We start from the raw sequence: 15,027 nt of genomic DNA on the forward strand, positions 1-15,027 counted from the left end.
CCTGTGAAAAAAAGAAAAACCTTTTGGACTGTTCCAAAAGGCGTACAAAACACAGGAATCCGCCGGATTCCCAATTCGTTGCGCCAACTATCGTCCATAGATGGAGCAATTGCCTTGCAGGGCAGGTCTTCTGGCTTCGGTATCATCAAAACCGGATATCTTCCCATCCGTTTGCGGACAGTGACATCCTTCCGGTTCCTCCTCCGGTACAGCAGTGGAGACTGCGCGGGCTTATCCCGACTTCCCTATTCTCAGAGAGATTAGCATAACATACCTTGATTCTCTGCACCCTGAAAGGTTAAATTGTGAAGTGATATGCAGATAATAGAATCTGCTCATTCAGGGTATCATGAGGGAAATTCTTTGTCAACCACCTGTAAATAAAATATGAATTTATATAGTAATTTTCCATAAAAAACCAGCACCCTACTTGCCCCAAAATCAGGAAAGGTTTATACTGAAATTAAGGAAATAAAGGGAAAAAAGGCGTGATACCAATGAGATTGTTTGTTGCTCTGAAGCTGAGCGAACCGGTCCTTGACCGTTTAAGTAAGACAACCCGCGAACTGAAAACACATGCTGTATCAGGCAGGTTTTCCCACAGAGAAAATCTGCATCTGACCCTTGCTTTTATTGGTGAAACAACAAATGTTTCGGGAGCAAAGCAGGCGCTGTCACAGATTTCTGCTCCGGCATTTGAAATGACGATTGCTGGCGGCGGACGATTTAAACGTGACGGCGGTGATATTGTCTGGGCAGGTGTGGAAAAAAACAGATCGCTTGAACAGCTTGCAGCACAGGTTCAGGCTCTTTTGCGCAAAAAAGGTTTTGTTTTGCAGGAACGTCTTTTTGCGGCGCATCTGACTCTTGGACGGGAAGTGATTCTGGAACCAGATTTTGATCTCCGAGCTTTTTTTGCAGGACAGGACCACTGTACCATGCAAGTAGAACGGGTAAGCCTGATGAAATCAGAGCGAATCAGCGGCAAGCTGGTTTATACAGAGATTGCTTTTGTGGGATTGAATAATAATTCTTACACAAAATAGTGTAATCTTACAAAACCGAAAATCTTTTCAAAATTTGCTTGAAAACGGTTTGGGATGGTGCTATCATGTACTTGATATGAATACAACATAAATATGCTGTATTTCAGATAAAGACACTTATTCTCTTTCCGAGAACCATTTAGCGGAATCAGAGAAAAAATAGAAAGGGAGAGATTACAATGAACGACAACAAAATGTGGGCTCTTGTAAAAGAAAGTGCAGCTCCTGGTCTTGCCCTCAAGAGAGTAGAAATTCCAGAAGTTGGTACAAACGACGTTAAGATCAAAATTCATAAAACTGCTATCTGCGGTACAGACGTACATATTTATCAGTGGAATGAATGGGCTCAGCACACCATCGCTGTTGGTCAGACCGCTGGTCACGAATACGTTGGTGAAATCGTAGAAGTTGGTCCTGGCGTACAGGGCTTCAAAGTTGGCGACATTGTTTCCGGCGAAGGCCACATCACCTGCGGAAAATGCCGTAACTGTCTGGAAGGTCACAAAGAAAACTGTAAAGATGCAAAAGGTGTTGGCGTAAACCGCAACGGCTGCTTTGCAGAATACCTCGTTATTCCAGCTAGCAACGTATGGCCAACCAAACCAAACATTCCAGAAGAAATGTATGCTATTTTTGATCCATTCGGCAATGCTACCCACACTGCACTGTCCTATGACATGCTCGGTGAAGACGTTCTGATCACCGGTGCAGGCCCAATCGGTATCATGGCAGCAGCTATCGCTAAATTTGCAGGTGCAAGACACGTTGTAATCACTGACCTCAACGAATACCGTCTGGAACTGGCTAAGAAACTGGGTGCAACCAGAACTGTTAACCTGACCAAAGAAAAACTCCCAGATGTTATGGCAGAACTCGGCATGAAGGAAGGCTTCGACGTTGGTCTGGAAATGTCCGGTGCAGGCGCAGCTCTCAACGATATGATCGCTAACATGAAACATGGCGGTAACATCGCTCTGCTGGGTCTCCAGAAACCAGGCAATGGTGTTAACTGGGAAACCATCATTTGGAACGGTCTGAACATCCGTGGTATCTATGGACGTAAAGTTTGGGATACCTGGTACAAGATGACCACCATGCTCGAAGCAGGTCTTGATATTTCTGCTATCATCACTCACAGAATGAACATCAAAGACTATAAGAAGGGCTTTGACGCTATGATCTCCGGTCAGTCCGGTAAAGTAATCCTCAACTGGGAAGACCTCGACAAACTGGAACCACAGTCCCAGGATTGCTAATTGAATAAACAAACAACTAAGAAAGGATTGATTTAGAAATGGCACGTAAAAATGACATTCTGAGCATTTACACTAAAGAAGTCGAAGATATCAAAGCAGCTGGCCTTTTCAAAGGTGAGCTCCCTCTCGTATCTCCACAGAGCGCAAAAGTACAGCTGGAAGACGGCAGAACCGTTATCAACATGTGTGCTAACAACTACCTTGGCCTTGGCGACAACCAGAGACTGATTGACGCTGCTAAGAGAACATACGATGAAAGAGGTTACGGTGTTGCTTCCGTACGTTTCATCTGCGGTACACAGGATATTCATAAACAGCTCGAGAAGAAGATCTCCGACTTCCTGGGCACAGATGACACCATTCTGTACTCCTCCTGCTTCGATGCAAACGGCGGTCTGTTCGAAACAATCCTGACAGCTGACGACGCTGTTATCAGTGACGAACTCAACCATGCTTCTATCATCGATGGCGTACGTCTCTGCAAAGCTAAGAGATTCAGATACAAAAACAACAACATGGAAGACCTCGAAGCTAAACTGAAAGAAGCTGATGAGGCAGGCGCAAGAATCAAACTGATTGCTACTGACGGTGTATTCTCCATGGACGGTATCATCTGCAACCTGAAAGGTGTTTGCGATCTGGCAGATAAATACAACGCTCTGGTTATGGTTGACGATAGCCATGCAGTTGGTTTCGTAGGTAAACATGGTCGTGGTACTGCTGAACACTGCGGTGTTGAAGGCCGTGTTGATATCATCACCGGTACTCTGGGTAAAGCTCTCGGCGGCGCTTCCGGCGGTTACACATCCGGACGTAAAGAGATCATCGATCTCCTCAGACAGAGAAGCCGTCCATACCTGTTCTCCAACTCCCTGGCTCCAGCAATCGCAGGCGCTAGCATCGAGATGTTCAACATGCTCGAAGAAAGCACCGCTCTGCGTGACCATCTGGAAGAAACCACAACTTACTACCGTGACCTCTTGGTTAAAGAAGGCTTCGACATCATCCCTGGCACACATCCATGCGTACCAGTAATGCTCTACGACGAAGTTACAGCAGCTGAATTTGCTGAACGTATGAGAGCAAAAGGCGTTTACGTTGTTGCATTCTCTTATCCAGTAGTTCCAAAGGGCAAATCAAGAATCCGTACACAGGTTTGCGCTAGCCATACTAAAGAAGACATTGACTTCATCGTTAAATGCTTCAAAGAAGTTAGAGCAGAAATGGGTCTCTAATCTGTATTTACAGTCAAAATCCGCTGGTTTTATAACCAGCGGATTTTTTGATATATAATTTGATATTGAAAAAGAAAAAGGACAGTACGTCAGCGTACTGTCCTTCTTTGATAGAGGAAACTAACAGACTTCGTAATGATTTGCAGCAAAGTCAACGGTAACAGTGGTTCCGTCGCTGAAGGTAGTTCTCTGCTTCATGCCGGTATCGTCAAGAAGCTCATGTTTTACCATCTCACATTTTGCTACCTTTTCATGCAGGCTGGCAACTACTTCGCAGCGGCGGATGTTTTCCTTCATTTCCAGTGCAGCACCTTCGCTGAAGGAGCCGTCTGTGTTTGCATAAGCGCCGTCACGGATGAGATACGGAGCACCGCCGTTGAGCAGAGCATACAGCATCAGGTCTTCGGTATCGCTGATTTTGTCCATCATCCAAGGCTCGATGACACAATCATGATATACCAGATTAAACAGTGGAACCGGAATACCATCCTTTGGAGTGCCTGGAGCCTGAAGCATAAAGTGGTATGGTGCATAGTGACAGAATACCAAACTCTGCATGCTCCAGTCAGAAACTTCCTCAGAGCTGGAGAGGATGCCTTTAGAAAGCAGCCAGTCAAAGCAGTTCTTACGGAATTCATAACATTCCTTGCGGGTCATGCGGTGCAGAGGATTTGCACACTCGTCGCCTTCATTGCAGGTGAAAACATCCAGATAGGTGCCATCCAGCTTGATACCGTGGGAGAGAATCTCGGTGAAGTTCCTTCTGACATAATAAGGAGCCTGTGTGCCACACAGATAGGTCTGAGGGCCGCCTGCCCATCTTGCGTGCTGTGGATAGGTGCCATCCGGCAGCATGGTCGCATAAGCTGGGTCAAAGGTTGGAGCATCCAGATAATAGTCGCGGTACTGGTCGTGGATACCGAACATGAATCCCAGACGATGCATGGTGTCAACCAGAGATTTCATTCCTTCCCAGCCGCCTGCTTCGATACAAGCCGGCAGATAGTCAGGATGATGGTTGTCATATCCCGGTTCAGCCCAACCGTCCAGATGCAGGTACATCTTTCTGACACCAAGCTGATAGAGATTTTCCACCTCTTTTTCTCTTGCAGCGAAGGTGGTGATAAAGTTATTCTTTTCCGGATTTTCCGGATCATAGAAATCAGACTTTGGATTTACATTGGTTTTGATTCCGCAGTGAACAAAGGAACAGCCGATCAGATCATTGACCGAAGGAACCCTTGCAGCTTTTTCTTCCAGAGAAGTAAAGAGACCGTGTTCTTTGACATAATTGCGGTAAACCTTGCACAGGTCGTTGTAGTCACAGTTATTCAGGAAGGTGTACTCAAGGCATCTGCGGTAATCCATCTTGCCAAGACTTGGTTCCCACCAGGTTCCAACATGGGTGTAAGGTCCACCAGCAGGATGTTCTGCGTAGACACCGCCGTTCCATGGTGTGGAAGCAATCGCAATGTAGCCTGCGCCATGTTTTACCTGACCAAACCAAGGCATATATCCGCCGGAGGTGAGGAACTGTCCGTTAAATGAAAGTTTTTCCAGAGCAACAGTCCAGTTGTTTGGAATCAACAGGCCCTGTCCCTGGTTGAGAAGGGTATAATTTTCCTTGCTGCCTTCTTCAAACTCCATATAACCTGGCCATCTTACTTGCTGGATGGAAAGATCCTTTTCGCAGATTGGAATCCATTCAAAGTGGACGGTTTTGTTGACTTCTTCTACCCAAACAATGGTATCAAAAGAGTAGGAATCTGCTTTGCCAAGATAGTTTCGGTAGGTCGAATGAATTCCCTTTCCAACGCCGCAGCTGAATTCGGTATGACGAATTTCTTTCCAATGGGTAAAAGGAATTTCTCCTTTTTCGGTGAGGATGGCAGGGCAGAAATGATCGCTCCATTTCCATTCAATGCCTGCTGCCTCGACCTGATATCGAAGTGTCGATTCGTCCAGAGAAAGGACGATTTCTCCCACAGATAATTTCATTTGGTAATCCCTCCTGATTGTTTTATGAAAGTTGCAGATTTCTTTCCTGCAATTTGACAGATTGTCTTAATTATAACAGATTCATGGTGCCGACTCAATGCACAATGAAAAACAAAAAGAGAAAAAGCCATCAATTGTGAAAATCGATGGCTTTTTGTATAATTTATTATTCAATTTATGCAAGGATGGTGTGTTCCAGTAAAATTTTAAGGCCGATCAGAATCAGAATAACACCACCGAAGACTTCTGCCTTACTCTTTAACAGGGAACCAAACACCTTTCCAAGGAAAGAAGCTACAATAGAGCAAAGGAAGGTGGTGAGGGCGATGATGCCGCTTGCAGAGAAAATCTCAATCTGCAGCAGTGCGAAGCTGACGCCGACAGCCAGAGCATCAATGCTGGTTGCGATTGCCTGTGTTACAATGGTCTGGAACGGCAAGGAAACCTCACATTCTTCCTCCTCTGGATGAATAGCTTCCCAGACCATTTTGCCGCCGATGAAAGCGAGCAGAACAAAAGCAACCCAATGATCAATCGAAGAGATGAATCCGGAAAAGGCTTTTCCAAGGAAGTAGCCAATCAGTGGCATCAATCCCTGAAAGACACCAAACATAATCGACCACACCAGAGCGCTGCCAAAAAAGCGGCTTTTGTTGGAACGTGCAGACACACACATGCCGTTGCTCATCGATACAGCAGAAGCGTCCATCGATAAACCGACGGCAATCATTAACAGGTTTAACAAAACAATTCCTCCTTCTCAAACATACGAGCACCACCGATGAAACCCAGATCAGAAGATACCTTATCTTATTCATCGGCAACAGTTGATAGTATAGCAGTTTTTTTTCTTTTTCACAATAGATATTAAAAAAATAGAAAAGCAGGAGAAAAAGGGGGAAAAATTTACTGCCTGTTCAAGAAATAACATCCACAGTATTGTAAAATAGGGTAGAGAAACCAGTCAGCGAAGGGGAAAACAGTGTGTTTGGCTATATAAAACCGGTCAAAGCAGAATTAAAGGTCAAGGAATGGGAAGCCTATCAAGGGATCTATTGCGGGCTTTGCAAACAGCTTGCCAAACGATATGGCTTTTTTGCTAGAATGACCTTAAATTATGACTTTGTATTTCTGGCAATGCTGGATATGGCACTGCATGGAAAACGGATTCACTTTTGCCGGGAACACTGTATTGTCCATCCCTTCAAAAAACGCAGCTGCTGCACCTGCAACGAAAGTCTGGAACTTTGCTGCGATGTGGCAATGATGCTTTGTTACCACAAGTTGGAAGATGACCTGCACGATGAAGGTTTTGCAAAGCGTTTAGCAGTGCGGCTGATTTTTCCGTTTGCAAAAAGGGATTATAAAAAAGCGGCAGCTTTCCGTCCACAGCTTGCCGAAAAATTGCGGCAGCAGATGCAGGAGCAGCAGAAGCTGGAAGAACACCACTGTGCGCAGATAGATTTAGCTTCCCAACCAACCGCCTGTTTGATGGAGGAGGTTTTTTCCTCTCTTTCCGAAGATCCAATGGAAAAGAGAGTGCTGGAGCGTCTGGGCTATCTGATGGGACGATGGGTTTATTTAATTGATGCACTGGACGACTGGGATGAGGATGTGCAGAAGGGAAGATATAATCCATTTGCACAGCAGCAGAACGGTCAGGAACAGGTCCAAAAAGAGCAGCAGTATGAGCAGGCAAAGGGAACCCTTTATCTGACTGTTGCAGAGATGAGAAAGACCTATGATCTTCTGGGAATCCACTCGCTGGATACCATTTTAGAAAATATATTGGATCTTGGACTTTTGCAGACAGTGGACAACATAATGAAAAAACGTCTGGGACAAACTTAGTTTGAAGCTACAGGTTTTGATAATTTGAGAAAATGAGCAGGAAGAGGGCAATTAATCATGACAGATCCATATCAGGTTCTCGGTGTTTCGCCGAATGCCAGTGACGAACAGATCAAAAACGCATATCGAGAACTTGCAAGAAAATATCATCCGGATAATTACGCCAACAATCCTTTGGCGGATTTGGCGCAGGAAAAGATGAAAGAAATCAACGAAGCATATGACCAGATTCAGCGCCAGAGAAAACAGCAGCAGAGCTATAGCTCTAATCAGGGATATTCTCGCCAGAGTTATGGCTATGGCAGCCAGAACTCATACAGCGGCAGTCAGGGCGGTTATTCTCAGTTTGCAGATATCCGTCAGCTGTTAAATGCAAACCGTATCAGTGATGCCGAAGAGCTTCTGGAAGGTATTCCTTCCAATCGCAGGGATGCAGAATGGTACTATCTGCGCGGCAGGGTATTTTATGTCCGTGGATGGCTTGACCAGGCTTACAGCTATTATGTTCGCGCAAACCAGATGAATCCGGCAAATCCGGAATATAAAAATGCACTCAACCAATTGATGTGGCAGAGAAATACAGGACGTCCAGCTGGAAATGGATATGGCGATTACCGCAATGTACAGTACAGCGGATGCAGCGGATGCGACATGTGCTCCGGCTTGATCTGTGCTGACTGCTGCTGTGAATGTATGGGCGGCGATTTAATCAGCTGTTGTTAATTTCGGCAGCTTTATAACTGCTGTACCATAAATTTTGGGAAGTGATTTTTTGATTAAGAAAAGTACGCAGGTAGCGATGGGAGGAATTGCCTCTGCGCTGTGTCTGCTGCTGATGCTTTTGACCATCATCCCGATTGCAACCTATACCATGCCGGCACTTGCGGGGATGGTGCTGATTGTAGTAGTAATCGAAAACGGTTACTCAACAGCCTGGATGGTCTATGCTGCGGTAGGATTTCTGTCTTTGTTCATCTGTCCGGATAAGGAAGCGGCGATGTTGTTTGTTGGATTCTTCGGCTATTATCCGATACTGAAAGGAAAGCTGGAAAAAATCCGTGTGCGCATGGTGGAATATCTGCTGAAGTTTAGTGTGTTTAACGTTGCAATGGTTGCAAACTACATGGTCATCATCTATCTGTTTGGCATACAGGATATTTTGGAGGAAGTGGGTCCGTTTGGAAAGTACAGCGTATTGCTGCTGCTTGCTCTGGGAAATGTCGTATTCTGGATTTATGATGTTGCACTCTCCCGCATCATCACCGCCTACCGCGAGGTACTGAGAAAGAAAATATTCCGAAGAGTCGGATAACCTGAAGATTCAGATAATTAGAAAAGCTCCATCATCAAGATGGAGCTTTTTTTACGGAATTTTACAGGGTTTCCTGACGTTTTTCTTCCAGTTGTTTTAAGCGATGTTCGGCGCTCATCAATCCCTGTTCGTAGCGGCTGATTTTTTCGTTTAACCGTGTCAGGGACTGCTGCATCTGTTCGATTCGTTCAGCAAGCTGATCCCGCTGATCGATCAGCAGTGCCTTTCTCGCATCAATGGTGGCATCTCCCTGCTGATACAAAGCGACATATTCAATCAATGCCTCCACCTGTACACCAGAAGAACGCATGCATTTCATCAGTTCGATCCATCCGCAGGACACTTCATCGTAGTCACGGATACCGCTCTTATTTCTTGGAACAGGCGGAATCAAGCCGATTCTCTCATAATAGCGCAGTGTGTCCTGAGAAAGACCATATTTTTGACTTACCTGAGCAATCGTCATGGCGATGACCTCCTTTCATAAAATTATTATACAATCTGGAGTCCACTCCAGGTCAAGAGAAAAATAACGGCAGTAAGGCAAATTGGTAATTTGCAGCTTGGATACAGCATATCCTCTTGACAGGGGGGATGATGTTGAAACTCAATCAAAACAGTATTTTTTATCATTGCCTGCTGTTGAGCTCTTCTTCGGTCGTTTTGCAGTTGTTGGGATTTGGATACCGCATTCTGCTGGGACGGCTTGCAGGAGCACAGGCAATCGCTGTCTATGGTTTGGTAATGTCTGCTTATAATGTAGTGTTATCCTGCACCCTGACTGGAGTAGCACTTTCGGTCTCGCGAATAGCTTCTTCCTATCAGGCTTTGGGAGAGGGTAGGTCTATTATTCGGTTGATTCGAACAGCTCTCTTTCTGTTTTTGGGGCTGTTTTGCCTGCTTGCAGTTCCTTTTGCGTTTTGCAGAGATTTTTTTGCTCAGAAGGTACTGGGAAATCCAGAAACCTCAGCAGCACTTTTATTGATTGTTCCCTGCCTTTTTCTGACCGGCTTTGAAAATGTCCACAAAGCCTTCTTTTATGGAACAGGGCAGACTTTTCCACCCACAGTATCGGAAACGCTGGAAATGCTTTGCAGGATTGTTGGCGCATTCTGCTTGTTCTCGGTGTTTGCTGCAAAAAGCAGTACACCGCTTACAGATGGTCAGGCTGCAGCATTGATTGTTTGCGGCATGATTTTCAGTGAAATCGTCAGTGCAACTTTCCTGACGACGCTGTATCGTTTTCGGCGCAAAAAACTGACAGGCAGGGATGGGGTTTGTCTGCCACAGGTTTTAAGGGATATTGCTTCAGTAGCGGTTCCAGTATCGCTGTCCACGCTGCTTGGGAGACTGATTTCCTCTGCCAATATGATTTTGATTCCCCGAATCCTGATGCGGGCAGGAAGCGGATATGATGCCGCTATGACCGAGTTTGGTGTTTTGTCCGGAATGACCATGCCGATGCTGATGCTGCCTTCGGCTTTTTTGTCTCCATTGATTACAGTATTGAGTCCTCGATTTTCCGCAGGAAAGGTTCTGGAGGATCAGGCGATGATCCGCCGAAAGACAGGGAAAGCGCTTCATGTCGTGGGATTGATTGGAATTCCGTCTATGGTAATTCTGATCCTTACCGGTTCCCAGTTGGGGGAGGTTCTTTATCATAATCCAATGGTTGGAAATCATATCCCGATGTTAAGCTTGATTACCATGACGGGATTTTACTATGCTGTTTTGGAATGTGTGCTGGAAAGTACAGGACTGCAAAAACGATGTTCAGTGCTGACTGTGCTTGCTAGCTTAGCGGGACTTTGCTGCACTCTGATTTTGGGAGGAGCTTTCTCCTTGGGAATCTGGGGATTTTTATGTGGGGAACTGCTTTCGTCCCTGATTGGATGCAGCATGACAGCAATCTGGGTTAAAAAATACACACAGATAAGCTTCCGAATCGGCAACTGGATAGGGCGGCCTCTTTTTGCATCGGCAGTTTCGGGCGCATTTGCCCGACTGTTGCTCAAGACGATGGGAGACTTGCCGATATTCCCCGGGCTAAGGGTTGTGTTTGTCATCAGTGTGTTCTTTTTCCTCTATACAATATGCCTGCGGCTTTTGGGAACAGATTTCTGGAAATATATCGAGGAAACGCTGTTAACACAGGCGAAAAAGGATCGAAATTTCAGATAGTGGTTGCCAGAGAAAAACAGGTGTATTATAATGAAAGAAAAACAATAGGAGGAGAAAGGTTTTGGCAGTAAAAAAACAAAGTTTTGGAAAACTTTCAGATGGAACAGAGGTGTTTTTATATACCATCATCAATGAAAAAGGAGAGTCTGTCAGCGTAACAGAATATGGTGCATCCGTTGTTGCAATCAATATCAGAGACAGAGAAAGGAATCTTCGTGATATTGCACTGGGATGCAGCTGCGCTGCTGATTATGAGGAACAGACAGCATGTCTGGGAGGAGTTCCAGGAAGACATGCAAATCGAATTGGCAAGGGTCGATTTGTTTTAAACGGAGAAGAATATTCCCTTGCAGTCAATAATGGACCAAATCATCTGCATGGGGGTCCAACCGGTTTTCATCGCCGCGTCTGGTATGGAAAAGTTGTGGATGACGACAGTGTGGTTTTTTCCCGCCTCAGTACAGACGGTGAGGAGGGCTATCCGGGCAATTTAATGGTATCAGTAAAATATACCTTCACCAACAAAGGACGTCTTGTCATCCGTTACAAGGCGCTTGCAGACCGCGATACTGTGGTTAATCTGACAAATCATACCTACTTTAATCTCAATGGTCATGACAGCGGAAGTGTGAATGGACAATATCTACATATCTGGGCAGATAGCTTCACCGAAAATGACAGCGACTGCCTGCCGACCGGAAGAGTGGTCTCTCTTGACTCGGAAGAGGGAAAAGCAATGGACTTCCGGGAGGACAGAACCATTGGGGAGAAGATAGAGGAGGATAATATCCATCTCAAAAACGGTTCCGGCTATGACCATAATTATATTTTGGAAAATCGGAAAGACGGGCTTGCTGCAAGAGCATACAGCAAGGAAAGTGGTATCTGTATGGAATGTTATACCACACAGCCAGGAGTACAGTTTTATACTGGAAACTTTTTAAGCACTTCAAACATCAGGGGGAAAGATGGGGCAAACTATCAGGATCGGGACGGTTTTTGTCTGGAAACACAGCATTTTCCAAATGCGATGGCATGTCCACAGTTCCCGAGTGTTGTTTTAAAGGCAGGAGAACTGTATAAAGAAAAGACAGAATATCTTTTTAGCGTAATGGAATAGAAAAAAGCCCCGAGGTTAGGCGGGTGCTCGTAAGAAAGTAATTCACTCAAAATTACACTTACGGCATCTGTCAGACGGGATTGGAAAAAAGCAGGGGAATCATTCTTTTTCAGAATGATTCCCCTGCTTTCATAATACCTTTTTGGATGTATATTGCAATTTTTCTATGTCATATACGCTTACTGATACACACTCAAATAGGTCGGGATTAAAAATTGCAAGGTTATACCCGCCTGGATTAGTCGTGCTGTTGTATTCAATCCCATCATATTCTTGCGCTCCGTTATGTTCGATGCTTTTGATAAAATCAACAATGTATTGCGTGGGGACATAGTCCAATGTACTGTCGCTTCTACGCAAAGATTTGCTCATTTCAGAATTTAACTTTTCAAGATATTGCTTGTTTATTGCGTGGTCAAGATATTCAAGACCATCAACAAACGGGCTAATCTCCGTTATAGCACGAAGATCCACCACCGTAATATCTTGCTTTAATCGAAATGTGCCGACACTTACAAAATCGAACACACCAGCACGCACTTCATGCAAGGTAGTATCAACATCACTTGCCACATAAAGGCAAGTGATTCCTCTTGCGTTAGCCCTACCTTCCGAACTTTTACCAGCAGGGGGTGCTGACATTTCACTTATTGGATATCCGGTTTGTTCAGAAATTCTTGCACGATAAAATAAATCCCCAGTCTTGTAAGTTTTACGAATAAACGAGCAATATTTTTCCAGAATATCAAAATTTATTAGCTTTGAATGATATCGGTTCTTTGTCTTGATTTCAGTTACAAAGGCATCCCAATCATTGTTTTTTAATAAAGCATGACTCTGTAGATATACATTATCATACAACTCTGGAATACCAACAGTTCCATCCAAAATTTCCGGGACATTTACATATAATTCATGACAAACCGACTTTAATATCTCATAAATCTGGATTCTTGGAATCTCTGAAAAAATATTCCATCGTTCTTTCAGATCATCAATCAAAGATCTGGTTTCGGCTTTGGGATAGGTATCTGGAAGCATTGTAGAAGGAGTGTAAATGCTCAACAACTCTTCAAAATAAGGAGTCAATTCGCTTTGTGTGCTTGTATCATATAAGTGTCCCTCTCTGTGATGACACACGGGACATTCTCCTACATTCGATGCCGATACAGAGCAAATAATTGATGCTATTTCCCTGTCATTAAAGCAATGCTCACAAAAAATCATATTGCTACCCCATCCAAATACTTGCTCATCAGTTCAAGATGGTGCATAATTGAATACTTCTTTACGACACCTAATCCAGGGTAGGTCTTGTTGCGGTAAGCTGCTTCAAATTCCCGTATTCCGACAGTATCTAATTTCATGGTTTTATTCCACTCGACCAGTTTTTCAACTGCTTCTGCAAATTTTCTTGCCGGGTCAGAAATATCATCGTTAGAATCAGAAACAAAGTGTGCAATTCGCAAAATATTTTTTGTATCAAAGTATACGATGTGAATTGCTACAGCGTATGGAGCAAATCCCGTTTCGCTATATTCCTCACCAACAACAGAATAATCAGCAAAACCTTTGTATCCATCGTCTGCATAATACAGATGATCAGAAGAAAAGAATTCTGTTTCTATATCTGAGTAATCAATATTGCGTGTTTGCTTTGGAAAATGGTCTTCACACATAACACGATTGAGGCGAATTCTTCTTCTGAAATCACCTTTGTCGGGTATCACATTATATAGGGGAATTCTATCACCAATTACTTCTTCGTAATTGCCCAAATATTCCGGGTTATTGCAAAGTAAAAGCAACGAATCAATGGGAATACCATTTTTTGCTGCATTTTTGATGTGCGCATCCAACTTCGATGTTACATAGAAAGAAGAAATAACATTGGCATCTTTAAGTTGCTCACTGGCTTGCTCCCGAATTTTAGCATTACTTTCCTTTTTCAAATCCTTAATCCAAGAGCCTACTTGCGGATTACGAATGACAGCGATGGGTTTTCCGGCTTTTATGAAAGAATCCACGGTTTTTGTGTATGTCGATGATACTTTTACTGGTTCTACAATAGGGATTATTTTGTTGCTAAGAAGGCTTTTGTTAACACACTCACGGAGAGCCAAAAGCTCAAATTGACGACCTCGCAAAATTGGGAAATACATAATATCCTCCTATGTACTTAAAAAGCGACATAATTTTGCGTAGTCACTTTTCTTGTAATTTGAAAAATAAATTAAAAACTTCAATTCATACGGTATTTTTGAGTATTCGACAACATCAATTTTTGCTCGTGATTTTAAGGCTTGGACAAACATTTGATGAGCTATATCTGTTGGCAATGACTCAAACATTGCTTGACACTCTCTATAATACTCAAATTGCGACACATCTGGCAACAGACCGAAATGCTTAAGTAAGATTTGCTCATACTCATTTTTGCGCAAGATCTTAAACATAATTGTTTTTGAAAGCATATCGCCATATTCAATCGGTTCCTTGCGTACACTTAATGTTCCTTTTTTTGTCAATAAACAGATTCCTGTTGGAGAATTTTGTAGCTTTTGTTGTACACTATCAAAATTCTTTTCTGATGTAACAACAACTACTCTTGAAAAAGCTTTATAATAATCTTCAATTTGACCATCGAGACGATCAAAATTATCCAATGCCGTTTTTATCTCGTATACAACAGCTTTTCCGTTTATTAAAATGAAGTCGGCTTTGGAATTTCCAACCGGAACTTCTGTTAATGCCGTTGTCGTGCGTGGACTATGGATGCCGAGTAATAGTTTGTTCAGTAGAGTGTTTTTATAAAAATATTCATTTTGGTATTCTTTTTTTAGGTATTGGTAAATTTCGCTAATACATTCTCCGTTGGTCTTCTCAGTAGGATCAACGATATATCTGCGAATTGCTGCTATATATGCAGGACTTTCCCCATCATCAATTACTTGCTTAAAGGTGTTTCGAGTAAAGAACCGGTTAAGCAATATTGGATTAGCATTGTCCACTCAAAACACCACCTCTC

14 protein-coding genes and 1 riboswitch are annotated in these 15,027 nt (G+C 43.6%); of the genes, 8 read left to right on the forward strand and 6 right to left on the reverse strand.

From position 1 onward, the window contains the following. Positions 1 to 103: 103 nt before the first annotated feature. A riboswitch (cobalamin riboswitch) is annotated at positions 104 to 308 on the reverse strand. Positions 309 to 497: 189 nt separating this feature from the next. From thpR to BQ5375_RS08370, 3 genes are all read left to right on the forward strand, one after another. Next, on the forward strand, positions 498 to 1,046 hold the full coding sequence (gene thpR / locus BQ5375_RS08360; protein WP_076917700.1) for an RNA 2',3'-cyclic phosphodiesterase: 549 nt from the start codon (positions 498 to 500) through the stop codon (positions 1,044 to 1,046). A gap of 179 nt (positions 1,047 to 1,225) precedes the next feature. Next, positions 1,226 to 2,302, forward strand: a complete 1,077-nt coding sequence (gene tdh / locus BQ5375_RS08365) for an L-threonine 3-dehydrogenase (RefSeq protein WP_022133336.1) — start codon at positions 1,226 to 1,228, stop codon at positions 2,300 to 2,302. Between the two features lie 38 nt (positions 2,303 to 2,340). Continuing rightward, on the forward strand, positions 2,341 to 3,537 hold the full coding sequence (locus tag BQ5375_RS08370) for a glycine C-acetyltransferase (RefSeq protein ID WP_022133335.1): 1,197 nt from the start codon (positions 2,341 to 2,343) through the stop codon (positions 3,535 to 3,537). Positions 3,538 to 3,657: 120 nt separating this feature from the next. On the opposite strand, the gene BQ5375_RS08375 is transcribed toward BQ5375_RS08370, so the two are convergent. Together BQ5375_RS08375 and BQ5375_RS08380 are read right to left on the reverse strand one after the other, a co-directional pair. Next, positions 3,658 to 5,535, reverse strand: coding sequence for a DUF5696 domain-containing protein (locus BQ5375_RS08375; RefSeq protein WP_022133334.1), 1,878 nt, complete (start codon positions 5,533 to 5,535; stop codon positions 3,658 to 3,660). Between the two features lie 175 nt (positions 5,536 to 5,710). Beyond that, a complete protein-coding gene (locus BQ5375_RS08380) occupies positions 5,711 to 6,280 on the reverse strand; it encodes a manganese efflux pump MntP (protein WP_022133333.1) in 570 nt (189 codons plus the stop codon). 239 nt (positions 6,281 to 6,519) lie between these two features. Between BQ5375_RS08380 and BQ5375_RS08385 the strand changes: the two genes are divergently transcribed. The 3 genes from BQ5375_RS08385 to BQ5375_RS08395 are packed head-to-tail and all read left to right on the forward strand — an operon-like array spanning position 6,520 to position 8,698. Beyond that, complete coding sequence (locus tag BQ5375_RS08385) at positions 6,520 to 7,386, forward strand: DUF5685 family protein (protein WP_022133332.1); 867 nt, start codon at positions 6,520 to 6,522, stop codon at positions 7,384 to 7,386. Positions 7,387 to 7,443: 57 nt separating this feature from the next. After that, complete coding sequence (locus BQ5375_RS08390) at positions 7,444 to 8,109, forward strand: J domain-containing protein (RefSeq protein WP_022133331.1); 666 nt, start codon at positions 7,444 to 7,446, stop codon at positions 8,107 to 8,109. Positions 8,110 to 8,158: 49 nt separating this feature from the next. Beyond that, positions 8,159 to 8,698 carry a hypothetical protein gene (locus BQ5375_RS08395; RefSeq protein WP_235849989.1) on the forward strand — a complete coding sequence of 180 codons (540 nt, stop codon included), beginning with the start codon at positions 8,159 to 8,161 and terminating at the stop codon, positions 8,696 to 8,698. 61 nt (positions 8,699 to 8,759) lie between these two features. On the opposite strand, the gene BQ5375_RS08400 is transcribed toward BQ5375_RS08395, so the two are convergent. Beyond that, positions 8,760 to 9,164 (reverse strand): MerR family transcriptional regulator, encoded by a 405-nt coding sequence (locus BQ5375_RS08400; RefSeq protein ID WP_022133329.1) that lies wholly within the window; start codon positions 9,162 to 9,164, stop codon positions 8,760 to 8,762. A gap of 134 nt (positions 9,165 to 9,298) precedes the next feature. Here BQ5375_RS08400 and BQ5375_RS08405 point away from each other — a divergent pair, with 134 nt between their 5' ends. Next, entirely contained in the window at positions 9,299 to 10,879 is a 1,581-nt protein-coding gene (locus BQ5375_RS08405) for an MATE family efflux transporter (RefSeq protein ID WP_076917702.1), read from the forward strand. Between the two features lie 61 nt (positions 10,880 to 10,940). Next, positions 10,941 to 11,999, forward strand: coding sequence for an aldose epimerase family protein (locus BQ5375_RS08410; RefSeq protein ID WP_022133327.1), 1,059 nt, complete (start codon positions 10,941 to 10,943; stop codon positions 11,997 to 11,999). Between the two features lie 129 nt (positions 12,000 to 12,128). On the opposite strand, the gene BQ5375_RS08415 is transcribed toward BQ5375_RS08410, so the two are convergent. From BQ5375_RS08415 to BQ5375_RS08425, 3 genes are read right to left on the reverse strand one after another with little or no spacing between them, the layout of a single operon-like run. Further along, positions 12,129 to 13,226: an RES family NAD+ phosphorylase gene (locus BQ5375_RS08415; protein ID WP_076917703.1), complete on the reverse strand. Its 1,098-nt coding sequence runs from the start codon at positions 13,224 to 13,226 to the stop codon at positions 12,129 to 12,131. Then, positions 13,223 to 14,161 (reverse strand): sce7725 family protein, encoded by a 939-nt coding sequence (locus BQ5375_RS08420; RefSeq protein WP_076917704.1) that lies wholly within the window; start codon positions 14,159 to 14,161, stop codon positions 13,223 to 13,225. The genes BQ5375_RS08415 and BQ5375_RS08420 overlap by 4 nt, the downstream gene beginning before the upstream one ends. A 9-nt stretch (positions 14,162 to 14,170) precedes the next feature. Beyond that, positions 14,171 to 15,010, reverse strand: a complete 840-nt coding sequence (locus BQ5375_RS08425; RefSeq protein WP_076917705.1) for a sce7726 family protein — start codon at positions 15,008 to 15,010, stop codon at positions 14,171 to 14,173. Positions 15,011 to 15,027 lie beyond the last annotated feature (17 nt).

Origin of the sequence: Negativibacillus massiliensis (assembly GCF_900148495.1) — a bacterium.
Classification (GTDB): Bacteria; Bacillota; Clostridia; order Oscillospirales; family Ruminococcaceae; genus Negativibacillus; species Negativibacillus massiliensis.